The following is a 13,671-nucleotide window of genomic DNA, read 5'->3' as shown; positions in this document are numbered from 1 at the left end:
ACGTCTCCGAAGGTCCCTTCGACCGCGCGTCCCGGCCGGTGGTTCAGGTCTTCACGCGATGGCGGGCGCAGGCCGCGAGGGCCGCGGCGGTGAGGGAGATCAGGGCGAGGACGCCGAACAGCGCGGTCTGGCCTCCCAGCGCGCCCGCCAGCACGGCGGCGGTCCAGGGGGCGAGGGCCGCGGCGAAGGTGGCCGGGGCTGCGAGGAGGGCGGAGAGGCGGGCGTAGTGGCGGGTGCCCCAGCGGTCGGAGACGGCGGTGGCCTGGAGGAGGGTGAGGTTGCCGCGGACGAGTCCGGCCAGGACGGCGAGGGCGATCAGCAGCGGGATCGGCCCGGGCACCAGGGCGAAGGCCGCTGTGGTGGCGCCGCCCGCGGCGATGAGGAGCGTGGTGCGCGTCATGGCGCCGGTCCGGCGGGCGAGGGCGGCGTACAGCGCCCTTCCGAGGGTCTGTCCGGCGCCGCCGAGTCCCAGTGCCCAGGCGGCGGTCGACGGGCTCGCGCCGCGTTCGGTCAGCAGGGGGACGAGGCCGAAGACGACCGCGTGCATCGCGAAACCGGACAGGGTGAACGCGGCGCCCAGGAGCAGGAACGGGCGGGTGCGGGTGACGCGGTCCGCCTGCGGCGCGGCAGGCCGGTCGCGGGCCTCCACGGGCGCCGCCGGCCACGGGGCGCGGAGCGCGAGGGCGTGGGCGGGGACGGTGACGAGGGCGAGGATCGCGGCCAGTACGGCATATGCGGCGCGCCAGCTCAGGTGCTCGGCGAGGGCCGCGGTCAGCGGTGCGAAGACGGTGCTGGCCAGGCCGCCGGCCAGGGTGATGACGGTGAGGGCGCGGACACGGTCGGCGCCCCACCAGCGGGTCACGGCGGCGAAGGCCGGCTGGTAGAAGGTGGCGGCCATCGCCGCGCCCGCCGCTGTCCACGCGGCGAAGAACACCGGGAGGTTCGGAGCCGCGGAGACGCAGAGCATCGCGAGCACCGCGAGGAGGGAGCCGCCCGTCATGACGGCGTGCGGACCGCGGCGGTCCAGGATGCGGCCGACCGGTATCCCGGCCGCGGCCGAGACCAGCAGGGCCACGGAGAAGGCGCCCGTCGTCGTGCCGGCGGACCAGCCGGTGTCGGCGGTGATGCGCGGCAGCAGGACCGGGAAGGCGTAGTAGAGGATCCCCCAGCCGGTGATCTGGGTGGCGCACAGCGCGGGCAGGACGCCGCGGGGCCGCGACCGGTCCCCCGTTCCGGTCGCGGTCCCGCTCGTGTGCGTGTGGGTCACGGTGTCAGCAGCCGCCGGAGGCGGCAGGGGCGCCGACGCCGATCTGCACGGTGGCCGGGGCGGCGCAGCAGCCGCCGCCGGTCTCGGCCTGCGCCGCGGCGGGCTCGTCGAACAGTCCGGCGCCACCGCACACGCCGGTTTCCGGGAGGGTCAGTTCGACGCGCTCGGCGGCCTCCTGGTCTCCGGCGATGGACGCGGCGATGGAGCGCACCTGCTCGTAGCCGGTCATCGCGAGGAAGGTGGGGGCGCGGCCGTAGGACTTCATGCCGACCAGGTAGACGTCCTTCTCGGGGTGGGAGAGCTCGTTCACGCCGTGCGGGTACACGGTGCCGCAGGAGTGCTGGTTGGGGTCGATCAGCGGGGCGAGCGCGACCGGCGCCTGGAGGCGTTCGTCGAGGCCGAGGCGGAGCTCGTCGAGGAAGGACAGGTCGGGGCGGAATCCGGTGAGGACGACGACCTCGTCGACCGGGTCCAGGCGGCGGCCGTCCTCCGACGCCAGTACCAGCCGGCCGCCGTCCCGTTCGACGTGGGTCGTGCGGAAGCCGGTGACGGCGTCGGCGTAGCCGTTGTCGACGGCGGCCTTGGCCGCGAGTCCGAGTGCGCCGCGGGCGGGAAGCTGGTCGGCGTCGCCGCCGCCGAAGGTGGAGCCGCTGATGCCCCGCCGCAGGATCCAAACCGCGTGGGTGCCGGGCTCGTCCTTGGCGAGGTCCGCGAGGTAGGCGAGCGCGGTGAAGGCGGAGGCGCCGGAGCCGATGACGGCGGTGCGCCGGCCGGCGTAACGGGCGCGTACGGCCGGGTCCTTGAGGTCGGGGACGCGGTACGAGATACGGTCGGCGGCCGCGCGCTCGCCGAGGGCGGGCAGACCGTCGCTGCCGATCGGGGCGGGGGTGGCCCAGGTGCCGGAGGCGTCGACGACGGCGCGGGCCATGAGGCGGGCTTCGGCGCCGTCGGCGTACCGGACGTGGACCGTGAGAGGCTGCTGCTCGCGGTCCGCGTCCACGACGCGGTCACGGCCGAGGCGGGAGACGCCGGTGACTCGGGCGCCGGTGCGGACCTTGTCGCCGAGGGCGTCGGCCAGCGGCTGGAGGTAGCGGGCGGCCCAGTCCCCGCCGGTGGGGTACGTGGCCCCGTCGGGAGCGGTCCAGCCGGTCGGTGCGAGCAGCTTTTCGGCCGCCGGGTCGACCAGCTCGGCCCAGGTGGAGAACAGCCGGACGTGGCTCCACTCACGGACGGCGGCGCCTGCGCTCTCGCCCGCTTCCAGAACCAGGGGCTCGATGTCGCGCTCCAGCAGGTGGGCCGCGGCGGCGAGTCCGATGGGGCCGGCTCCGATGACGATGACGGGAAGCTGCTGCGTGCTCATGTGGTCTCTCTCCTCGGTGCGAATGCGGGTCAGCGGGCGTGGACGAGGGCGCTGAGCTGAGTGTCCTGCCGGAGGGCCGCCGCACGGACGGCGCTGTCGCTGACCTGGGCGCAGCTGTCGCAGAAGCTGACGCCGGCCAGGTGGCGGGCGGTGCGGCGGGCCTTGGCGGCGGTGAGAGCGGTACGGATCGCGATGGTCACGGCAACTCCCTGATTCGATGTCTGTCGATACGCTGGAGCTTGCCACTTGCTTCGACGGCTGTCAACATAGACACATGTCGAATCTGAAGATGGTGGAGTCGCCCGATCCGCAGGCCGCGGCCGTGGTGCCGTGCTGCCCTCCGATCACGGCCGGGGAGCTGTCACAGACGGACGCGGAGCGGATGGCCGCGATGTTCAAGGCGCTGTCCGATCCGGTGCGCCTGCGCCTGTTCTCGAGGGTGGCTTCGCACCCGGGCGGTGAGGCGTGCGTGTGCGACATCGGCGACGTCGGGGTCTCGCAGCCGACCGTCTCCCACCACCTGAAGAAGCTGCGCGAGGCCGGCCTGCTGACCTCCGAACGGCGCGGCACCTGGGTGTACTACCGGGTCGCCCCGTCCGTGGTGGCGGCGATGTCCGCCATGCTCGACCTGCCCGCCTGACCGCCCGCGGCCTCGGTCAGCCGCCGCAGTCGGGCGGGCAGCAGCGCAGCAGGTGATCCCTGAGCGCGTCCAGACGGTCCGCCATGGTGGCGCCGTCGGCGCGGTAGAAGACCTGCTTGCCCTCCTTGCGGGACAGCACCAGGCCGCCGCGGCGCAGCAGGCTCAGGTGCTCGGACGCGGTCGAGGGCTTGAGGCCGCACCGCTCGGCGATCTCGCCGACGGTGAGCTCACGTCCGCCCGTGAACTGGCGCATGACGCTCTGGCGGGTCTCGCTCGCCAGCGCCTTGAGGAAGTCGGCCGTCGCCCGGTCGACCGCCGGCCCGGCCTCGTCGCTGCGGGCCTCGCCACTGCGGGCCTCGCCACTGCCGGTCCCGCCGCTGCCGGCCCCCTCGCTTGCCGCGATCACTTCAGGCTCCACACTTCGTCACTTCCCGAAACAACGATTCGTATGAAGGGTTCAGGATCTCATGGAGCACTCCGACCTCATCGTCATCGGCGCGGGCCAGTCCGGTCTGGCAACGGCCGCGCTCGCGCCCCGCCACGGTTTCACCGGCACCCTGCTGCTGGAGGCCGCCGACCGGGCCGGCGGTGCCTGGCCGCGCTACTACGACAGCCTCACCCTCTTCTCCCCCGCCCGGTACTCGTCCCTGCCGGGGGTGCGCTTCCCCGGCGCCCCGGACCGCTACCCCACGCGTGACGAAGTGGTCGGCTATCTGCGCGACTACGCCCACCGTCTGCCTGCCGGCATCCGTACGTCCACCCATGTCTCCTCCGTGTCCCGCCAGGACGGTGCCTGGGTGGTGAGCGCGGACGACGGCCGGCGGTTCAGCGCACGCGCGATCGTGGCAGCCACTGGCGACTACACGAGCCCGTACGCACCGGACGTGCCCGGACGGGGCGAGTTCGCGGGGCAGCAGCTGCACGCCGCCGACTACCGGAAGCCGGAGCGGTTCACCGGCCGGCGGGTCCTCGTCGTGGGCGGCGGCAACTCGGCGATCCAGATAGCCGCCGAACTCGGCCCCGTCGCCGACACCACGCTCGCCACCCGTCGCCCGATCGGCTGGACGGCACAGCGCCCGCTGGGCCGGGACGTGCACTGGTGGTTCAAGCACACCCGCTTCGACATCGCCCCGATCCGGCGCCTGCTGGTGAAGGCGCCGGTCTCCGTCCTCGACGACGGCCAATACCGCGCCGCCCTCGACGAACACGGCGTGGACCGCCGCGAGATGTTCGCCCGCGTCACCCCGGACGGTGTCGTGTGGGCCGACGGGGCTATGGAGGCCGTCGACGCGATCATCTGGGCGACCGGCTACCGGCCGGCCTTCCCCTACCTGGCCGGCACCGGCGCTCTGGACCCCGTCGGCCGGCCCCGGCACCGCGGCGGCATCGCCACCGCCGTGCCGTCGCTCGGCTTCGTGGGGATGGAGTTCCAGCGCAGCTTCTCCTCCAAGACCCTGCGCGGGGCGGGCAGGGACGCCGGGCACGTCCTGGCCGGGCTGCACCGCCAGAGCCGCCGGGCCGGCGGACGCGCCGTCGGACAGCCGCAGCGGCCGCAGCCGGGCAGGAAATGACGCCGGCGCGCCGGGCGACGGCCGCGCGGCGTCGTCATCTCCGCCCGCGGACACCCAGGCCGACGGCCGCCCGGCGTCGTCATCTCCGCCCGCGGACGCCCAGCGCGACCACGACCGCCACAGCGGCAACCGCCACAGGCCCCGCTACCGCCGTGTAGCCGTACGCATCGGCAAGCGGGCCGCCGAGGACCGGTGCGAGCAGATAACCCAGGATCCCGATCTGTGACCACAGGACCATCGCGGTGACGATCCGCCCGGCCGGCACCGCCTCCAGCAGCACGCCGATCGAACCGGTGTTGGCCATGCCGATACCGGCTCCCACCAGGATCAGCGCCCCGATCCACACCGGCACCGCCGAACCCGCTCCGACCACCGTGAAACCGACGACCAGCGGCATCGTGGACCCCAGGAGCGCCGCGCGAGGCCGCAGCCGGGCGGCGAGGACGGCGACCGTGGCGACGAGGACCGAGGTCGCCGCGTAGAGCAGCCCGATCTCGGACTGGCCGAGCCTGGTGCCGAAGTGCAGTGGCAGCACCCCCTCGACCAGGCCGAGGGCCAGCACGGCGAAGGCGATCCCGGCGGCTGCCGCCCGGAAGTCACGGGAGCGCAGCACACCCCGGTCGGCGGTGAACGCCCCGGCGCGGGCGGGCAGTCGCAGCACCAGCAGCGGAATCATGGCAGCCGCGGCGAGCAGCAGGTAGGCGGCGAACGGGCCGCGTACGCCGTGGATCGCTCCCAGCAGCGGGCCGAGCAGACCGCCGACGGAGTAGGCGGCGAAGATCCGGCTCATGCACACGTATTCCCGGCCCGGCCAGGCCGCGAGGGTGGCGAAGGTGATGCCGAGCCACAGGCATCCGGAGCCCAGCCCCATGACGAGCCGGGCCAGGCCGTAGTCGACCAGGCCGGTGCGGAAGACGAATCCGAGACAGCCCGCGCAGATCAGCAGCAGCCCACCGAGCATGACCTTCGCCGGGGTACTGCGCTGGATCGCGAAACCGCCCACCGCGAACCCGGCGACCATCCCCAGGGGGAAGGTGGCCACCAGCATCCCCATAGCGGTCGCGCCGCCGCCGGTCTGCGAGGCGAGCGTCGGCAGGACGGGCGCGATGACGCTGTATCCGGCCGCGTCGAGCGCTCCCAGCGCCAGCAGCAGGACGTAGACGGCTCGGGAACGGGCCCCGGACAACTGCTGCCCGGGTGCGGGCGGCGCATTCATCGGCCGCTGACCAGCAGCGTCACGGTCTGCCCTCCTCGCTCCCATCCGCACCGGCCGGAGGATGGTTCCCCACCATCATCCGGCGGGACATGTCACGGCACCTCGGGACGGGGCCGCCGCAGGGAGAACCTTTCGAGGCGCGCCGTCTGCTCCTCCTGGACCCGGCGGGCGCTCAGTCGCGCGAGCGGGTGGGCGCGGGGAGCTGTCCCGCGACGATCGCGGCGAGCGAGAGCGCGAACCCGGCGCATTGGACCGGGCCGAATGTCTCACCGAGCACGACGGCGCCGAGGACGGCGGCGACCAGGGGCGAGAGCAGGACGAGGACCGCGACGGCGGTGACGGGCAGGGTGCCGATGCCGCGGAACCACAGGACGTAGGCGATCAGGCCCCCCACCAGCCCCAGCCAGAGATGGCCGAGGGCCGCGGTCACACCGACCGCGGGAGGCGCGCCCTCCGCGAGGAACGTGACGGGCACCAGGAACAGCCCGCCCGCGGTGAGCTGCCAGCCGGCGAAAGCGGTGGGACTGGCCCCGGCCGGACGTCCCCACCGCTTGGTGAGCGTCACGCCGAGCGCCATCGCGGCCGCGCCGCCGAGCCCCGCCACGACCCCGGCGAGGTCGAGTGCCGCGTCCGGCCCGACCACCACCAGGCCGACGCCGGCCATGCCGGCCAGTCCCCACGCGAGACGCCAGGCGGACAGGCGCTCCCGAAGGACCGTCACGGCCAGCACGGCGACGACGAGCGGCTGGACCGCCGACAGGGTGGCGGCCACGCCTCCCGGCAGACGTTCGGCCGCGATGAACAGCAGCGGGAAGAGCAGTCCGATGTTCAGCACGCCGAGCGCCGCGGCCTTCCCCCACCACGCTCCGCGCGGCAGCGTCCGGGTGATCGCGAGTGCGATCAGCCCGGCGGGCAGCGCGCGCAGGAGCCCCGCGAACAGCGGGTGCCCCGGCGGCAGAAGCTCGGTGGTGACGACGTAGGTCGTGCCCCACGCCACCGGGGGCAGGGCCGTCAGAAGGGTGCGCGGCAGATCGCCGCGGGGAGCACCGCCGCCGGCTCCGGAAGGGACGCTCCCCGCCCGCTGTGCTGCTGGACTGGTCATGCCCGCAGTCTCGTCCGGCGGCGATCAATGAGTCCAACACATGTTTGTCACCCGATCGATCTCGATGGACGATGGATCGATGGAACTCCAGCAGATGCGTTACGTCGTCGCCGTCGCCGAGACGAACAGCTTCACCCGGGCCGCGGAACGATGCCTGGTCGTGCAGTCCGCCCTGAGCCACCAAATCGCGCGTCTGGAACGGGAACTGGGCGCGCGGCTCTTCGAACGCACCAGCCGCCGGGTGCGGCTGACCGCGGCCGGTGCGGCGTTCCTGCCCGCCGCCCGTCAGTGTCTGGACGCCGCCGAACGCGCGGCCGCCGAGGTCGCCGCGGCTGTCGGCGAGGTACGCGGACGGCTCGCCGTGGGCCTGATCCCGAGCGTCGCCGCGGTCGACATCCCCAGCGCCCTGCGCGACTTCCGCCAGCAGTACCCGCAGGTGCGCATCAGCCTGCGCGTCGGCGCCAGCGAGGAACTCGCCGAGCAGGTCAGACAGGGAGCCATCGAGGTGGCCTTCCTCGGGCTGCCCACCTCGGCGCGGCCCCAGGGCGTCCACGCCCATGAACTCGCCCGTGACCGGCTCGTCGCCGTGGTCGCACCGGACCACCCGCTCGCCGGCGAGACGGCGGTCGACCTCCGCAGGCTCTCCTCCGAGGTGTTCGTGGACCTGCCGGCCCAGACCGCCGGACGTGTGCAGTCCGACCAGGCCTTCGCAGCCGCCGGCCTCAGCCGCGACGTGGCGTTCGAGGTGACCAACGCGGACTTCCTGGCCCGACTGGTCGGCAAGGGCCTCGGCATCGCCATGCTGCCGTCCGCCTATGTGCCTCAACTCAGCGGCGTCACCACCGTCGAGGTCACCGACGCGCCCGCCCGCGTCGAATACGTCGTCTGGAGCCGCGCGGACCGCACGCCCGCGGCGACCGCCTTCCTCGCCCTGCTGGACATCCCGGACGCGAGCGGCACGGATACCGAGCCTGTCCCCCAGAAGGCCGGTGCCGCGGCAGCGTACGGACAGAACAGGCAAGCGAATCGGTCAGGAATCGAGAAGCACGGGTCACAGAGCCGCACCTAGCATGATCGTCATGGACATCACCATTCACACGAGCTTCCTCCCGCACGAGGACCCGGACGCGTCCCTGGCCTTCTACCGCGACACCCTCGGCTTCGAGGTCCGCAGCGACGTCGGGCAGGGCAGGATGCGCTGGATCACGGTCGGCCCCGCCGGCCGGCCCGGCACGTCCATCCTCCTGGCGCCGCCGGCCGCCGACCCGGGGATCACCGAGGACGAGCGCCGCACCATCGCCGAGATGATGGCCAAGGGCACGTACGGCTGGATCCTGCTGGCCACCCGGAACCTGGACGCCACGTTCGAGAAGGTGCAGGCAGGTGACGCCGAGGTCGTCCAGGAGCCGACCGAGCAGCCGTACGGCATCCGCGACTGCGCCTTCCGCGATCCCGCGGGCAACCTGATCCGCATCCAGGAGCTTCGCTGAGCCGTCGGCTCACCGCTTCACCGGTGACGGCCGGCGCGGCCGACCGGGAGAAGCACGGCGCACGCCTGCGCGCGCTCGGCAGCGCGAACGGACGTCGATGAAGAGGAGTTCTCTCATGTGTCACCCCTCGTGGGGTCGCGCACGAACCGCGGCGCAGCGTCTGAGCGACCTCGCGCGCCTGCGCCGTGTGCGCGACCGGATCGACCGGGAGTACGCGCGGCCGCTGAACGTCGAAGCGCTCGCCCGCGGCGCGAACATGTCCGCCGGGCACCTCAGCCGTGCGTTCCGGCTGGCGAGGCGGGGTCGGGTCCCGCCGTCGGCGGTGCCACGGTCGCGGCGGTGGAACTGGGCCGGGTGACGCCGCTCGAGCGGGGCAGTGAGTTCGCGGCCGCCTCCGCCGGGCCGGTCTCAGTACAGCGGGCGACCTGCTCGACGACCTGCAGGCGGCCGCCGCGGACCGCTCGCGCGACGCCTTCGGCCGCCTGCTTCCGGCGGACACGGACCGCTTCGCACGCGCGTGGCCGGCGGCCGCCGTCTACACCGACGAGGTGGAGCGGTCGCTGTGCGCCGCCGCGTGGAGCCGGAGCGGGTGAGCTGACGGGCCCCGGTGTGATGTGGCCGGCCCCTGCCGGTCGACGAACGGTGCGTCGACCGGCAGGGGCCGTGAACGGCTTTCCGCCGCTGCGTCCTTCGCCGCTCTATCCCTCGTCGTCCGTCGCGTACCGCACGGCGGGAACGCCGTCCCCGGCCGGCAGGGCCTGCGACAGTCGCGGCAGCAGCTGCGCCGTGAGAAGGGTGGACAGGGCGGAGGTGTCACCGCTGCCCGGTCCGTCCGTACGGATCACCACCGGCTGCGGGGCGTGCGTGGCCAGCTCCGCGCCGACCTCCAACCGACGACGGGCCAGTTCGTACTGGAGCACCGCGGCGTTGTCCCGGTAGGCCTGGGCGAGGGCGCGCTGCGCACGGGCCTCGTTCTCGGCGGCGATGAGCCCGCTGCGCCCGCGCGTCTCGATCTCGAAGCGCACGCGCTGCGCGTTGGTCTCCTGCTCCTCCAGCAGCTGTGCCACCGCCTCGCGTGCCCGGTTCAGCGCGGCCTTCACCTCGACGATGCGGGCGTCGCGGACCTTCTTGGCGCGCTCGATGTCCATGCCGAGGCTGTCGATACGGCGCTTACGGGTCAGGCCCCACTCCTGCTCGTACGCGTGGCGTTCCTTCGCCACCCGCTCGCGGGTGGCGAGATGCTGCTGGTACTGGGTCGGCAGCTGCACGTCCGGGATGTTGCAGCCGGTGATGCGGACGCCGTAGCGGGACAGCTGGCGGTTGAGCAGCTCCTGCATGTCGGCGACGTCCGAACCGCGCAGGTCGTAGGCACGCTCGGTGCGCATCTGGCGCGCCCGCTGCCGGATCGCGTCCTGGACGGCGCTGGAGAGCACCAGGTCGAAGTTGCCCGCGCCGATGGTCCGTACGAACAGCACCGCGTCGGTGATGCGGAACTTCAGGAAGAACTCGATCGACCGCAGCGGCACGTTCTCCCGGGTCGGGCAGGCCATGACCGGGGCCGAGTACGGGATTTCGGTGGCGGTGTCCACCACGAAGTCCACGCGTGACCACGGGTGCCACAGGTAGTGGCGGCCGGCCTCCAAGGTGTTGGTGACGGCGCCGTAGCGGGTCAGCACCCCGTTGGTGCCCTGCTCGATCTCCACGATCGAGGAACGCCACCACCACAGGGCGCCCGCGAGGAGGAGCACGCAGCCACCGGCGTAACCGAGGGTGGCGAGCGCGCCGTAGGCGAAGTCGGCGACGTCGCTGCCCTCCGACTCCGCCTCCGCTGCCCGCAGGGTCAGCATCACGCCGGACAGCAGGGAGAAGACACCGAGCCAGAGCGGCAGCATCCACCAGAGCCGGCGGCGGTGACGCGGAATGATGACCGGGATCAGGGTGCCGGCCTCGCCGCCGCGCAGCAGCTGGGCGATCTCGCTCCAGGGGGCGACCGCCTCGGAGATGACCGACCTGCGGTTCATACGTGCGGTGCTCACAGGGCGCCCTCCTCAGGCTCGGACGGGGACGACGACGGGGACTCGGAGCCGGAGCCGGACTCTGTGCCGGATTCGGGGCCGCCGGGCTGCTCCGGGGTGCCGGATTCCTCGCCGCGGACGGGCGGAACCACCGGCCGGTCGGCCTCCAGCAGAGCGCTGATCTCGGTCTCACGAGCGGCGATACGAGCGGCGACGTCGGTCAGCCGGGCGCGCATGGTGGCCATGTCCGCGTCCGTGAACAGCTCCGTCCCGTGCTCGCCGATCAGCTCCTTGGCGAGCTGCAGGAAGTCGACGCCGGCGGCCTCCCCGCGCTCCCCCGGACCACCGATCCGCACGAGCCGCGGAAGGTGGTCCGCGACCTGCTCCAGGGTGTCCAGCACCTGCTGCTGGTAGCGGTACTCCAGGATCTCCGGCGCCTCGGCGGCCGTCACCGCGCGGATGTCGAGGGCCTGCGCCTCCAGAAGCGCCGCGTTGGCCTTCGCCTCCGACTCGGCCTGTACGTACCGCTGGCGGGCCAGCGCCTCGGCCCGGTTGGTCTCGCGCTCGACCGCGGTGTCCATCTGCGCCTGGTACTGCGCGATGTCCGCCTGGATCGCCGAGAGCGTCTCCTGACGGGTGGCCAGCTCCTTGGTCAGGTCGCCCTCGTCCTGCTCCTTGCGGAGCTGGAGGGCGTACTCGTGGGTGTACGCCTCCTTCGCCACGCGCACCATCTCGGGCGACGCCAGGTCCATGCGGTAGGCGCGGTCGGACGGCTCGGCGTGCGTGATGTTGGCGTTCGTCAGCTCCACGGCCGGCCGGAACTGCTGGTTCAGCTGCTCGACCAGGCGTCCGGTGTCCTCGCCGACCATGTCGTAGATGGCGGCGGCTTCCTGCTCGTAGATGAGACTGCGGATGGTCTCGCTCACCGCGTTGCTCAGCTTCTCCTCGAAGCCGCGCACGGCGCCGAGCGTGTAGACGAACTCGGTGGGGTCGCTGATCCGGAACTGGATGAACAGGTCGATCGACGCCTTCACCCCGCCCTTGGTGGGCGCCTCGCGGACCGGTGCGTTGAACGGGTACTCGCGGGTGGTGTTGACGATGTACGACACCCGCTTCCACGGGCTCAGCAGGATCACCCGGCCGGGGCCCACCACCTTCTCCAGCTTTCCGAAGCGGGTGATCAGCGCCTGGCAGCCGTCCGGGACCATCACCATGCCCTGGCGCGCCCAGACGAAGGCGACGGCCAGGACGGAGAGCACCCAGTAGTGGATGCCGAAGAGGGGGTGCGTGAGCAGGCCGCCGCCGGCCGCCGCGACGATGACGGAGGCGACGGCGCCGAGCACGAGCAGCAGGACGACGGGCAGCATGCTCAGGAAGGAGCGGCCGCGCGGCATCACCATCGGGCAGATGGCGTGCACCTGCTCGCTGCCCTCCTTGCGCTGCTCGCTGCGGTTGAGGGCCTCGCCGGCCTCGTCCAGCGGGACGGTCTTCTGCGCCATGACGGTGGCGATGCTGCCGCCCTGTTCCCGGGCGGCGGGGAAGTCTCCGGGGTCCATGCCCTCGTCCTGAGTCCCCTGACCGGCCGGTGCCCCGGCCGCGCCGGACTGCCGCCGGCCTCCGTCGTCGTCGCCGCCGCCCGCGCCGCCGCCGCGGCGACGCAGCGCCTCCTCGGCGATCTGTTGCGGGCTCGCACCTCCCGCGTACGCCCGCGCGGCTTCCCGCAGGTTCTGAGTCCGTGCCACGTTTCCCCCTTCGCTCTTGCTATCTGCGGGCCATCCCACACCATGGCCCCGGCCGGGTACAGGGCAGGGTAGTCATTCACCACGCTTTCCGACCCGGACAGGCGCGGTACGCCGCTCCCGCCGCGTCACGCGGCGCTTTCGACGCCAAGGCACACAGGCAACGCAACACGGCCGGCCGATGCGTCAACCGCCGCAGGGCACAGGGGATTTGGCCCCGCGAACGACAGAACCCGCCCTCGCCTGCCGCAGCGAACCGGCCCCCGCCGACCTCGTCCGGGCCCCGGCGACTTCTCGCGGGTCAGCGGTCGGACACCCGGGACGCGTCCGGGGGGCCGGGTTCCTTCGCCGACGAGGTGCTCCACGATCCTGAACGCTTCGCCGATGGGCACGGTGTCCTCGCCGGAATACACGTCATGCTCTCCGTCGGCCAGGACCATCCCCGTACTCACGCCGTCGGCTTGCGGGTCGACGGCGTGCTCTCCAGGGATCCTCCAGGTCTCCACCATGACCACGACAGTCCCGCACCGCGTCGCCTACCCTGCTCCGCATGCCCGACAGCACCACGCGCGCACAACGCGACGACAGGCCCGAGGAGTCGCGGCGGGCGGGTCCGAGCCGGACGTTCGACGAGGACGCGGAGCTGTACGACCGGGCCCGGCCCGGGTGTCCGAAGGAGTTGTACCGGCGGTGACGCCGGCCGGCGGGCCGCCTCGATCGACCGCTCACCACTGAGATGCGAGGACCGCCCAGAGCTGCTTGTCGTGACGGGTGCCGCCGAAGGGCCAGGATTCGCGGCGGACGCCCTCGAGGGTCATGCCGAGCCTTGTGGCGACCGCGGCGCTGCGTTCGTTGTCGGCCCGGCAGTGCCATTCGGCGCGGTGCATCCCGCGGGTGAGGAACGCCCAGTCCAGCAGGGCGCGGCACGCCGCGGTGACCAGGCCGTGGCCCTCGGCGGACGGCTCCAGCCAGCAGCCGATCTCGCACGAGCCCGTGGCGGTGCTGAAGTCCGTGAACATCACGCCGCCGACCAGGGCGCCGCCGAGGCGGATGCCGTACAGGCGGGCCCCGTCCGCGGCCTGACGCTCGGCGTACCGGCGCAGTGTCGCCCGCGCCCCGTCGACGTCGTCGGTGACGAAGCCCGCCCCGACCCATGGCCGGATGTGCTCGCGGGCCCGGTCCAGGTGGGCGGCGAACTCCTCGGTGTGCCACGGCTCCAGCGGGAACAGGTGCGCGTCGTCCCGCAGCGGGAGGGAGAACATAGAACCTCG

General features: G+C 73.1%; 14 protein-coding genes and 1 pseudogene. 6 read left to right on the top strand and 9 right to left on the bottom strand.

Features of this window, described 5'->3' with window-relative positions; translation table 11 throughout:
• Window positions 1-43: 43 nt before the first annotated feature.
• From ACFYOP_RS29040 to ACFYOP_RS29030, 3 genes are read right to left on the bottom strand one after another with little or no spacing between them, the layout of a single operon-like run.
• The gene (locus ACFYOP_RS29040) at window positions 44-1,267 is read right to left on the bottom strand and encodes an MFS transporter (RefSeq protein WP_356896710.1); all 1,224 of its coding nucleotides are present in this window, start codon (window positions 1,265-1,267) and stop codon (window positions 44-46) included.
• 4 nt (window positions 1,268-1,271) lie between these two features.
• A complete protein-coding gene (locus ACFYOP_RS29035; protein WP_356896712.1) occupies window positions 1,272-2,627 on the bottom strand; it encodes an NAD(P)-binding domain-containing protein in 1,356 nt (451 codons plus the stop codon).
• A 29-nt stretch (window positions 2,628-2,656) separates the two neighbouring features.
• Window positions 2,657-2,827: a hypothetical protein gene (locus ACFYOP_RS29030; protein ID WP_356896714.1), complete on the bottom strand. Its 171-nt coding sequence runs from the start codon at window positions 2,825-2,827 to the stop codon at window positions 2,657-2,659.
• 74 nt (window positions 2,828-2,901) lie between these two features.
• Between ACFYOP_RS29030 and ACFYOP_RS29025 the strand changes: the two genes are divergently transcribed.
• Window positions 2,902-3,267, top strand: coding sequence for a metalloregulator ArsR/SmtB family transcription factor (locus ACFYOP_RS29025; RefSeq protein WP_356896716.1), 366 nt, complete (start codon window positions 2,902-2,904; stop codon window positions 3,265-3,267).
• 16 nt (window positions 3,268-3,283) lie between these two features.
• Here the strand turns inward: ACFYOP_RS29025 and ACFYOP_RS29020 are convergent, their stop codons facing one another.
• Window positions 3,284-3,673, bottom strand: a complete 390-nt coding sequence (locus ACFYOP_RS29020; protein ID WP_356896718.1) for a metalloregulator ArsR/SmtB family transcription factor — start codon at window positions 3,671-3,673, stop codon at window positions 3,284-3,286.
• A 61-nt stretch (window positions 3,674-3,734) separates the two neighbouring features.
• On the opposite strand from ACFYOP_RS29020, the gene ACFYOP_RS29015 reads away from it, so the two are divergent.
• Window positions 3,735-4,838, top strand: coding sequence for an NAD(P)-binding domain-containing protein (locus ACFYOP_RS29015; RefSeq protein WP_356896720.1), 1,104 nt, complete (start codon window positions 3,735-3,737; stop codon window positions 4,836-4,838).
• A 79-nt stretch (window positions 4,839-4,917) separates the two neighbouring features.
• Here the strand turns inward: ACFYOP_RS29015 and ACFYOP_RS29010 are convergent, their stop codons facing one another.
• Entirely contained in the window at window positions 4,918-6,054 is a 1,137-nt protein-coding gene (locus ACFYOP_RS29010; RefSeq protein WP_356896722.1) for an MFS transporter, read from the bottom strand.
• A 172-nt stretch (window positions 6,055-6,226) separates the two neighbouring features.
• On the bottom strand, window positions 6,227-7,156 hold the full coding sequence (locus tag ACFYOP_RS29005; RefSeq protein ID WP_356896724.1) for an EamA family transporter: 930 nt from the start codon (window positions 7,154-7,156) through the stop codon (window positions 6,227-6,229).
• 79 nt (window positions 7,157-7,235) lie between these two features.
• On the opposite strand from ACFYOP_RS29005, the gene ACFYOP_RS29000 reads away from it, so the two are divergent.
• The 3 genes and pseudogenes from ACFYOP_RS29000 to ACFYOP_RS28990 all read left to right on the top strand — a co-directional run.
• Window positions 7,236-8,225, top strand: a complete 990-nt coding sequence (locus ACFYOP_RS29000; protein ID WP_356896792.1) for a LysR family transcriptional regulator — start codon at window positions 7,236-7,238, stop codon at window positions 8,223-8,225.
• 10 nt (window positions 8,226-8,235) lie between these two features.
• Complete coding sequence (locus ACFYOP_RS28995) at window positions 8,236-8,646, top strand: VOC family protein (protein ID WP_356896726.1); 411 nt, start codon at window positions 8,236-8,238, stop codon at window positions 8,644-8,646.
• Window positions 8,647-8,761: 115 nt separating this feature from the next.
• Window positions 8,762-8,941 (top strand): annotated as a pseudogene (locus ACFYOP_RS28990) (AraC family transcriptional regulator); the annotation flags it as partial.
• A gap of 403 nt (window positions 8,942-9,344) precedes the next feature.
• Here the strand turns inward: ACFYOP_RS28990 and ACFYOP_RS28985 are convergent.
• Window positions 9,345-10,682 carry an SPFH domain-containing protein gene (locus ACFYOP_RS28985; RefSeq protein ID WP_356896728.1) on the bottom strand — a complete coding sequence of 446 codons (1,338 nt, stop codon included), beginning with the start codon at window positions 10,680-10,682 and terminating at the stop codon, window positions 9,345-9,347.
• Window positions 10,679-12,403 carry an SPFH domain-containing protein gene (locus ACFYOP_RS28980; protein ID WP_356896730.1) on the bottom strand — a complete coding sequence of 575 codons (1,725 nt, stop codon included), beginning with the start codon at window positions 12,401-12,403 and terminating at the stop codon, window positions 10,679-10,681. Before ACFYOP_RS28980 ends, ACFYOP_RS28985 begins: the two co-directional genes overlap by 4 nt.
• A gap of 547 nt (window positions 12,404-12,950) precedes the next feature.
• Here ACFYOP_RS28980 and ACFYOP_RS28975 point away from each other — a divergent pair.
• A complete protein-coding gene (locus ACFYOP_RS28975; RefSeq protein ID WP_388453348.1) occupies window positions 12,951-13,094 on the top strand; it encodes a hypothetical protein in 144 nt (47 codons plus the stop codon).
• A gap of 31 nt (window positions 13,095-13,125) precedes the next feature.
• Here the strand turns inward: ACFYOP_RS28975 and ACFYOP_RS28970 are convergent, their stop codons facing one another.
• Complete coding sequence (locus ACFYOP_RS28970) at window positions 13,126-13,662, bottom strand: GNAT family protein (protein WP_356896732.1); 537 nt, start codon at window positions 13,660-13,662, stop codon at window positions 13,126-13,128.
• Window positions 13,663-13,671 lie beyond the last annotated feature (9 nt).

Source organism: Streptomyces sp. NPDC006294 (assembly GCF_042870895.1).
In the GTDB taxonomy this organism is placed as follows: Bacteria; Actinomycetota; Actinomycetes; order Streptomycetales; family Streptomycetaceae; genus Streptomyces.
The sequence above is the reverse complement of the archived record's forward strand: the minus strand, read 5'-3'. Positions and strand labels throughout refer to the sequence as shown.

Bases quoted from the DNA above. Each gene is read 5' to 3' on its own strand.
- ACFYOP_RS29035 (WP_356896712.1), bottom strand. From the start codon at position 2,627: ATGAGCACGCAGCAGCTTCCCGTCATCGTCATCGGAGCCGGCCCCATC.
- ACFYOP_RS29025 (WP_356896716.1), top strand. From the start codon at position 2,902: ATGTCGAATCTGAAGATGGTGGAGTCGCCCGATCCGCAGGCCGCGGCC.
- ACFYOP_RS29015 (WP_356896720.1), top strand. From the start codon at position 3,735: ATGGAGCACTCCGACCTCATCGTCATCGGCGCGGGCCAGTCCGGTCTG.
- ACFYOP_RS29010 (WP_356896722.1), bottom strand. From the start codon at position 6,054: ATGAATGCGCCGCCCGCACCCGGGCAGCAGTTGTCCGGGGCCCGTTCC.
- ACFYOP_RS29005 (WP_356896724.1), bottom strand. From the start codon at position 7,156: ATGACCAGTCCAGCAGCACAGCGGGCGGGGAGCGTCCCTTCCGGAGCC.
- ACFYOP_RS29000 (WP_356896792.1), top strand. From the start codon at position 7,236: ATGGAACTCCAGCAGATGCGTTACGTCGTCGCCGTCGCCGAGACGAAC.
- ACFYOP_RS28995 (WP_356896726.1), top strand. From the start codon at position 8,236: ATGGACATCACCATTCACACGAGCTTCCTCCCGCACGAGGACCCGGAC.
- ACFYOP_RS28975 (WP_388453348.1), top strand. From the start codon at position 12,951: ATGCCCGACAGCACCACGCGCGCACAACGCGACGACAGGCCCGAGGAG.
- ACFYOP_RS28970 (WP_356896732.1), bottom strand. From the start codon at position 13,662: ATGTTCTCCCTCCCGCTGCGGGACGACGCGCACCTGTTCCCGCTGGAG.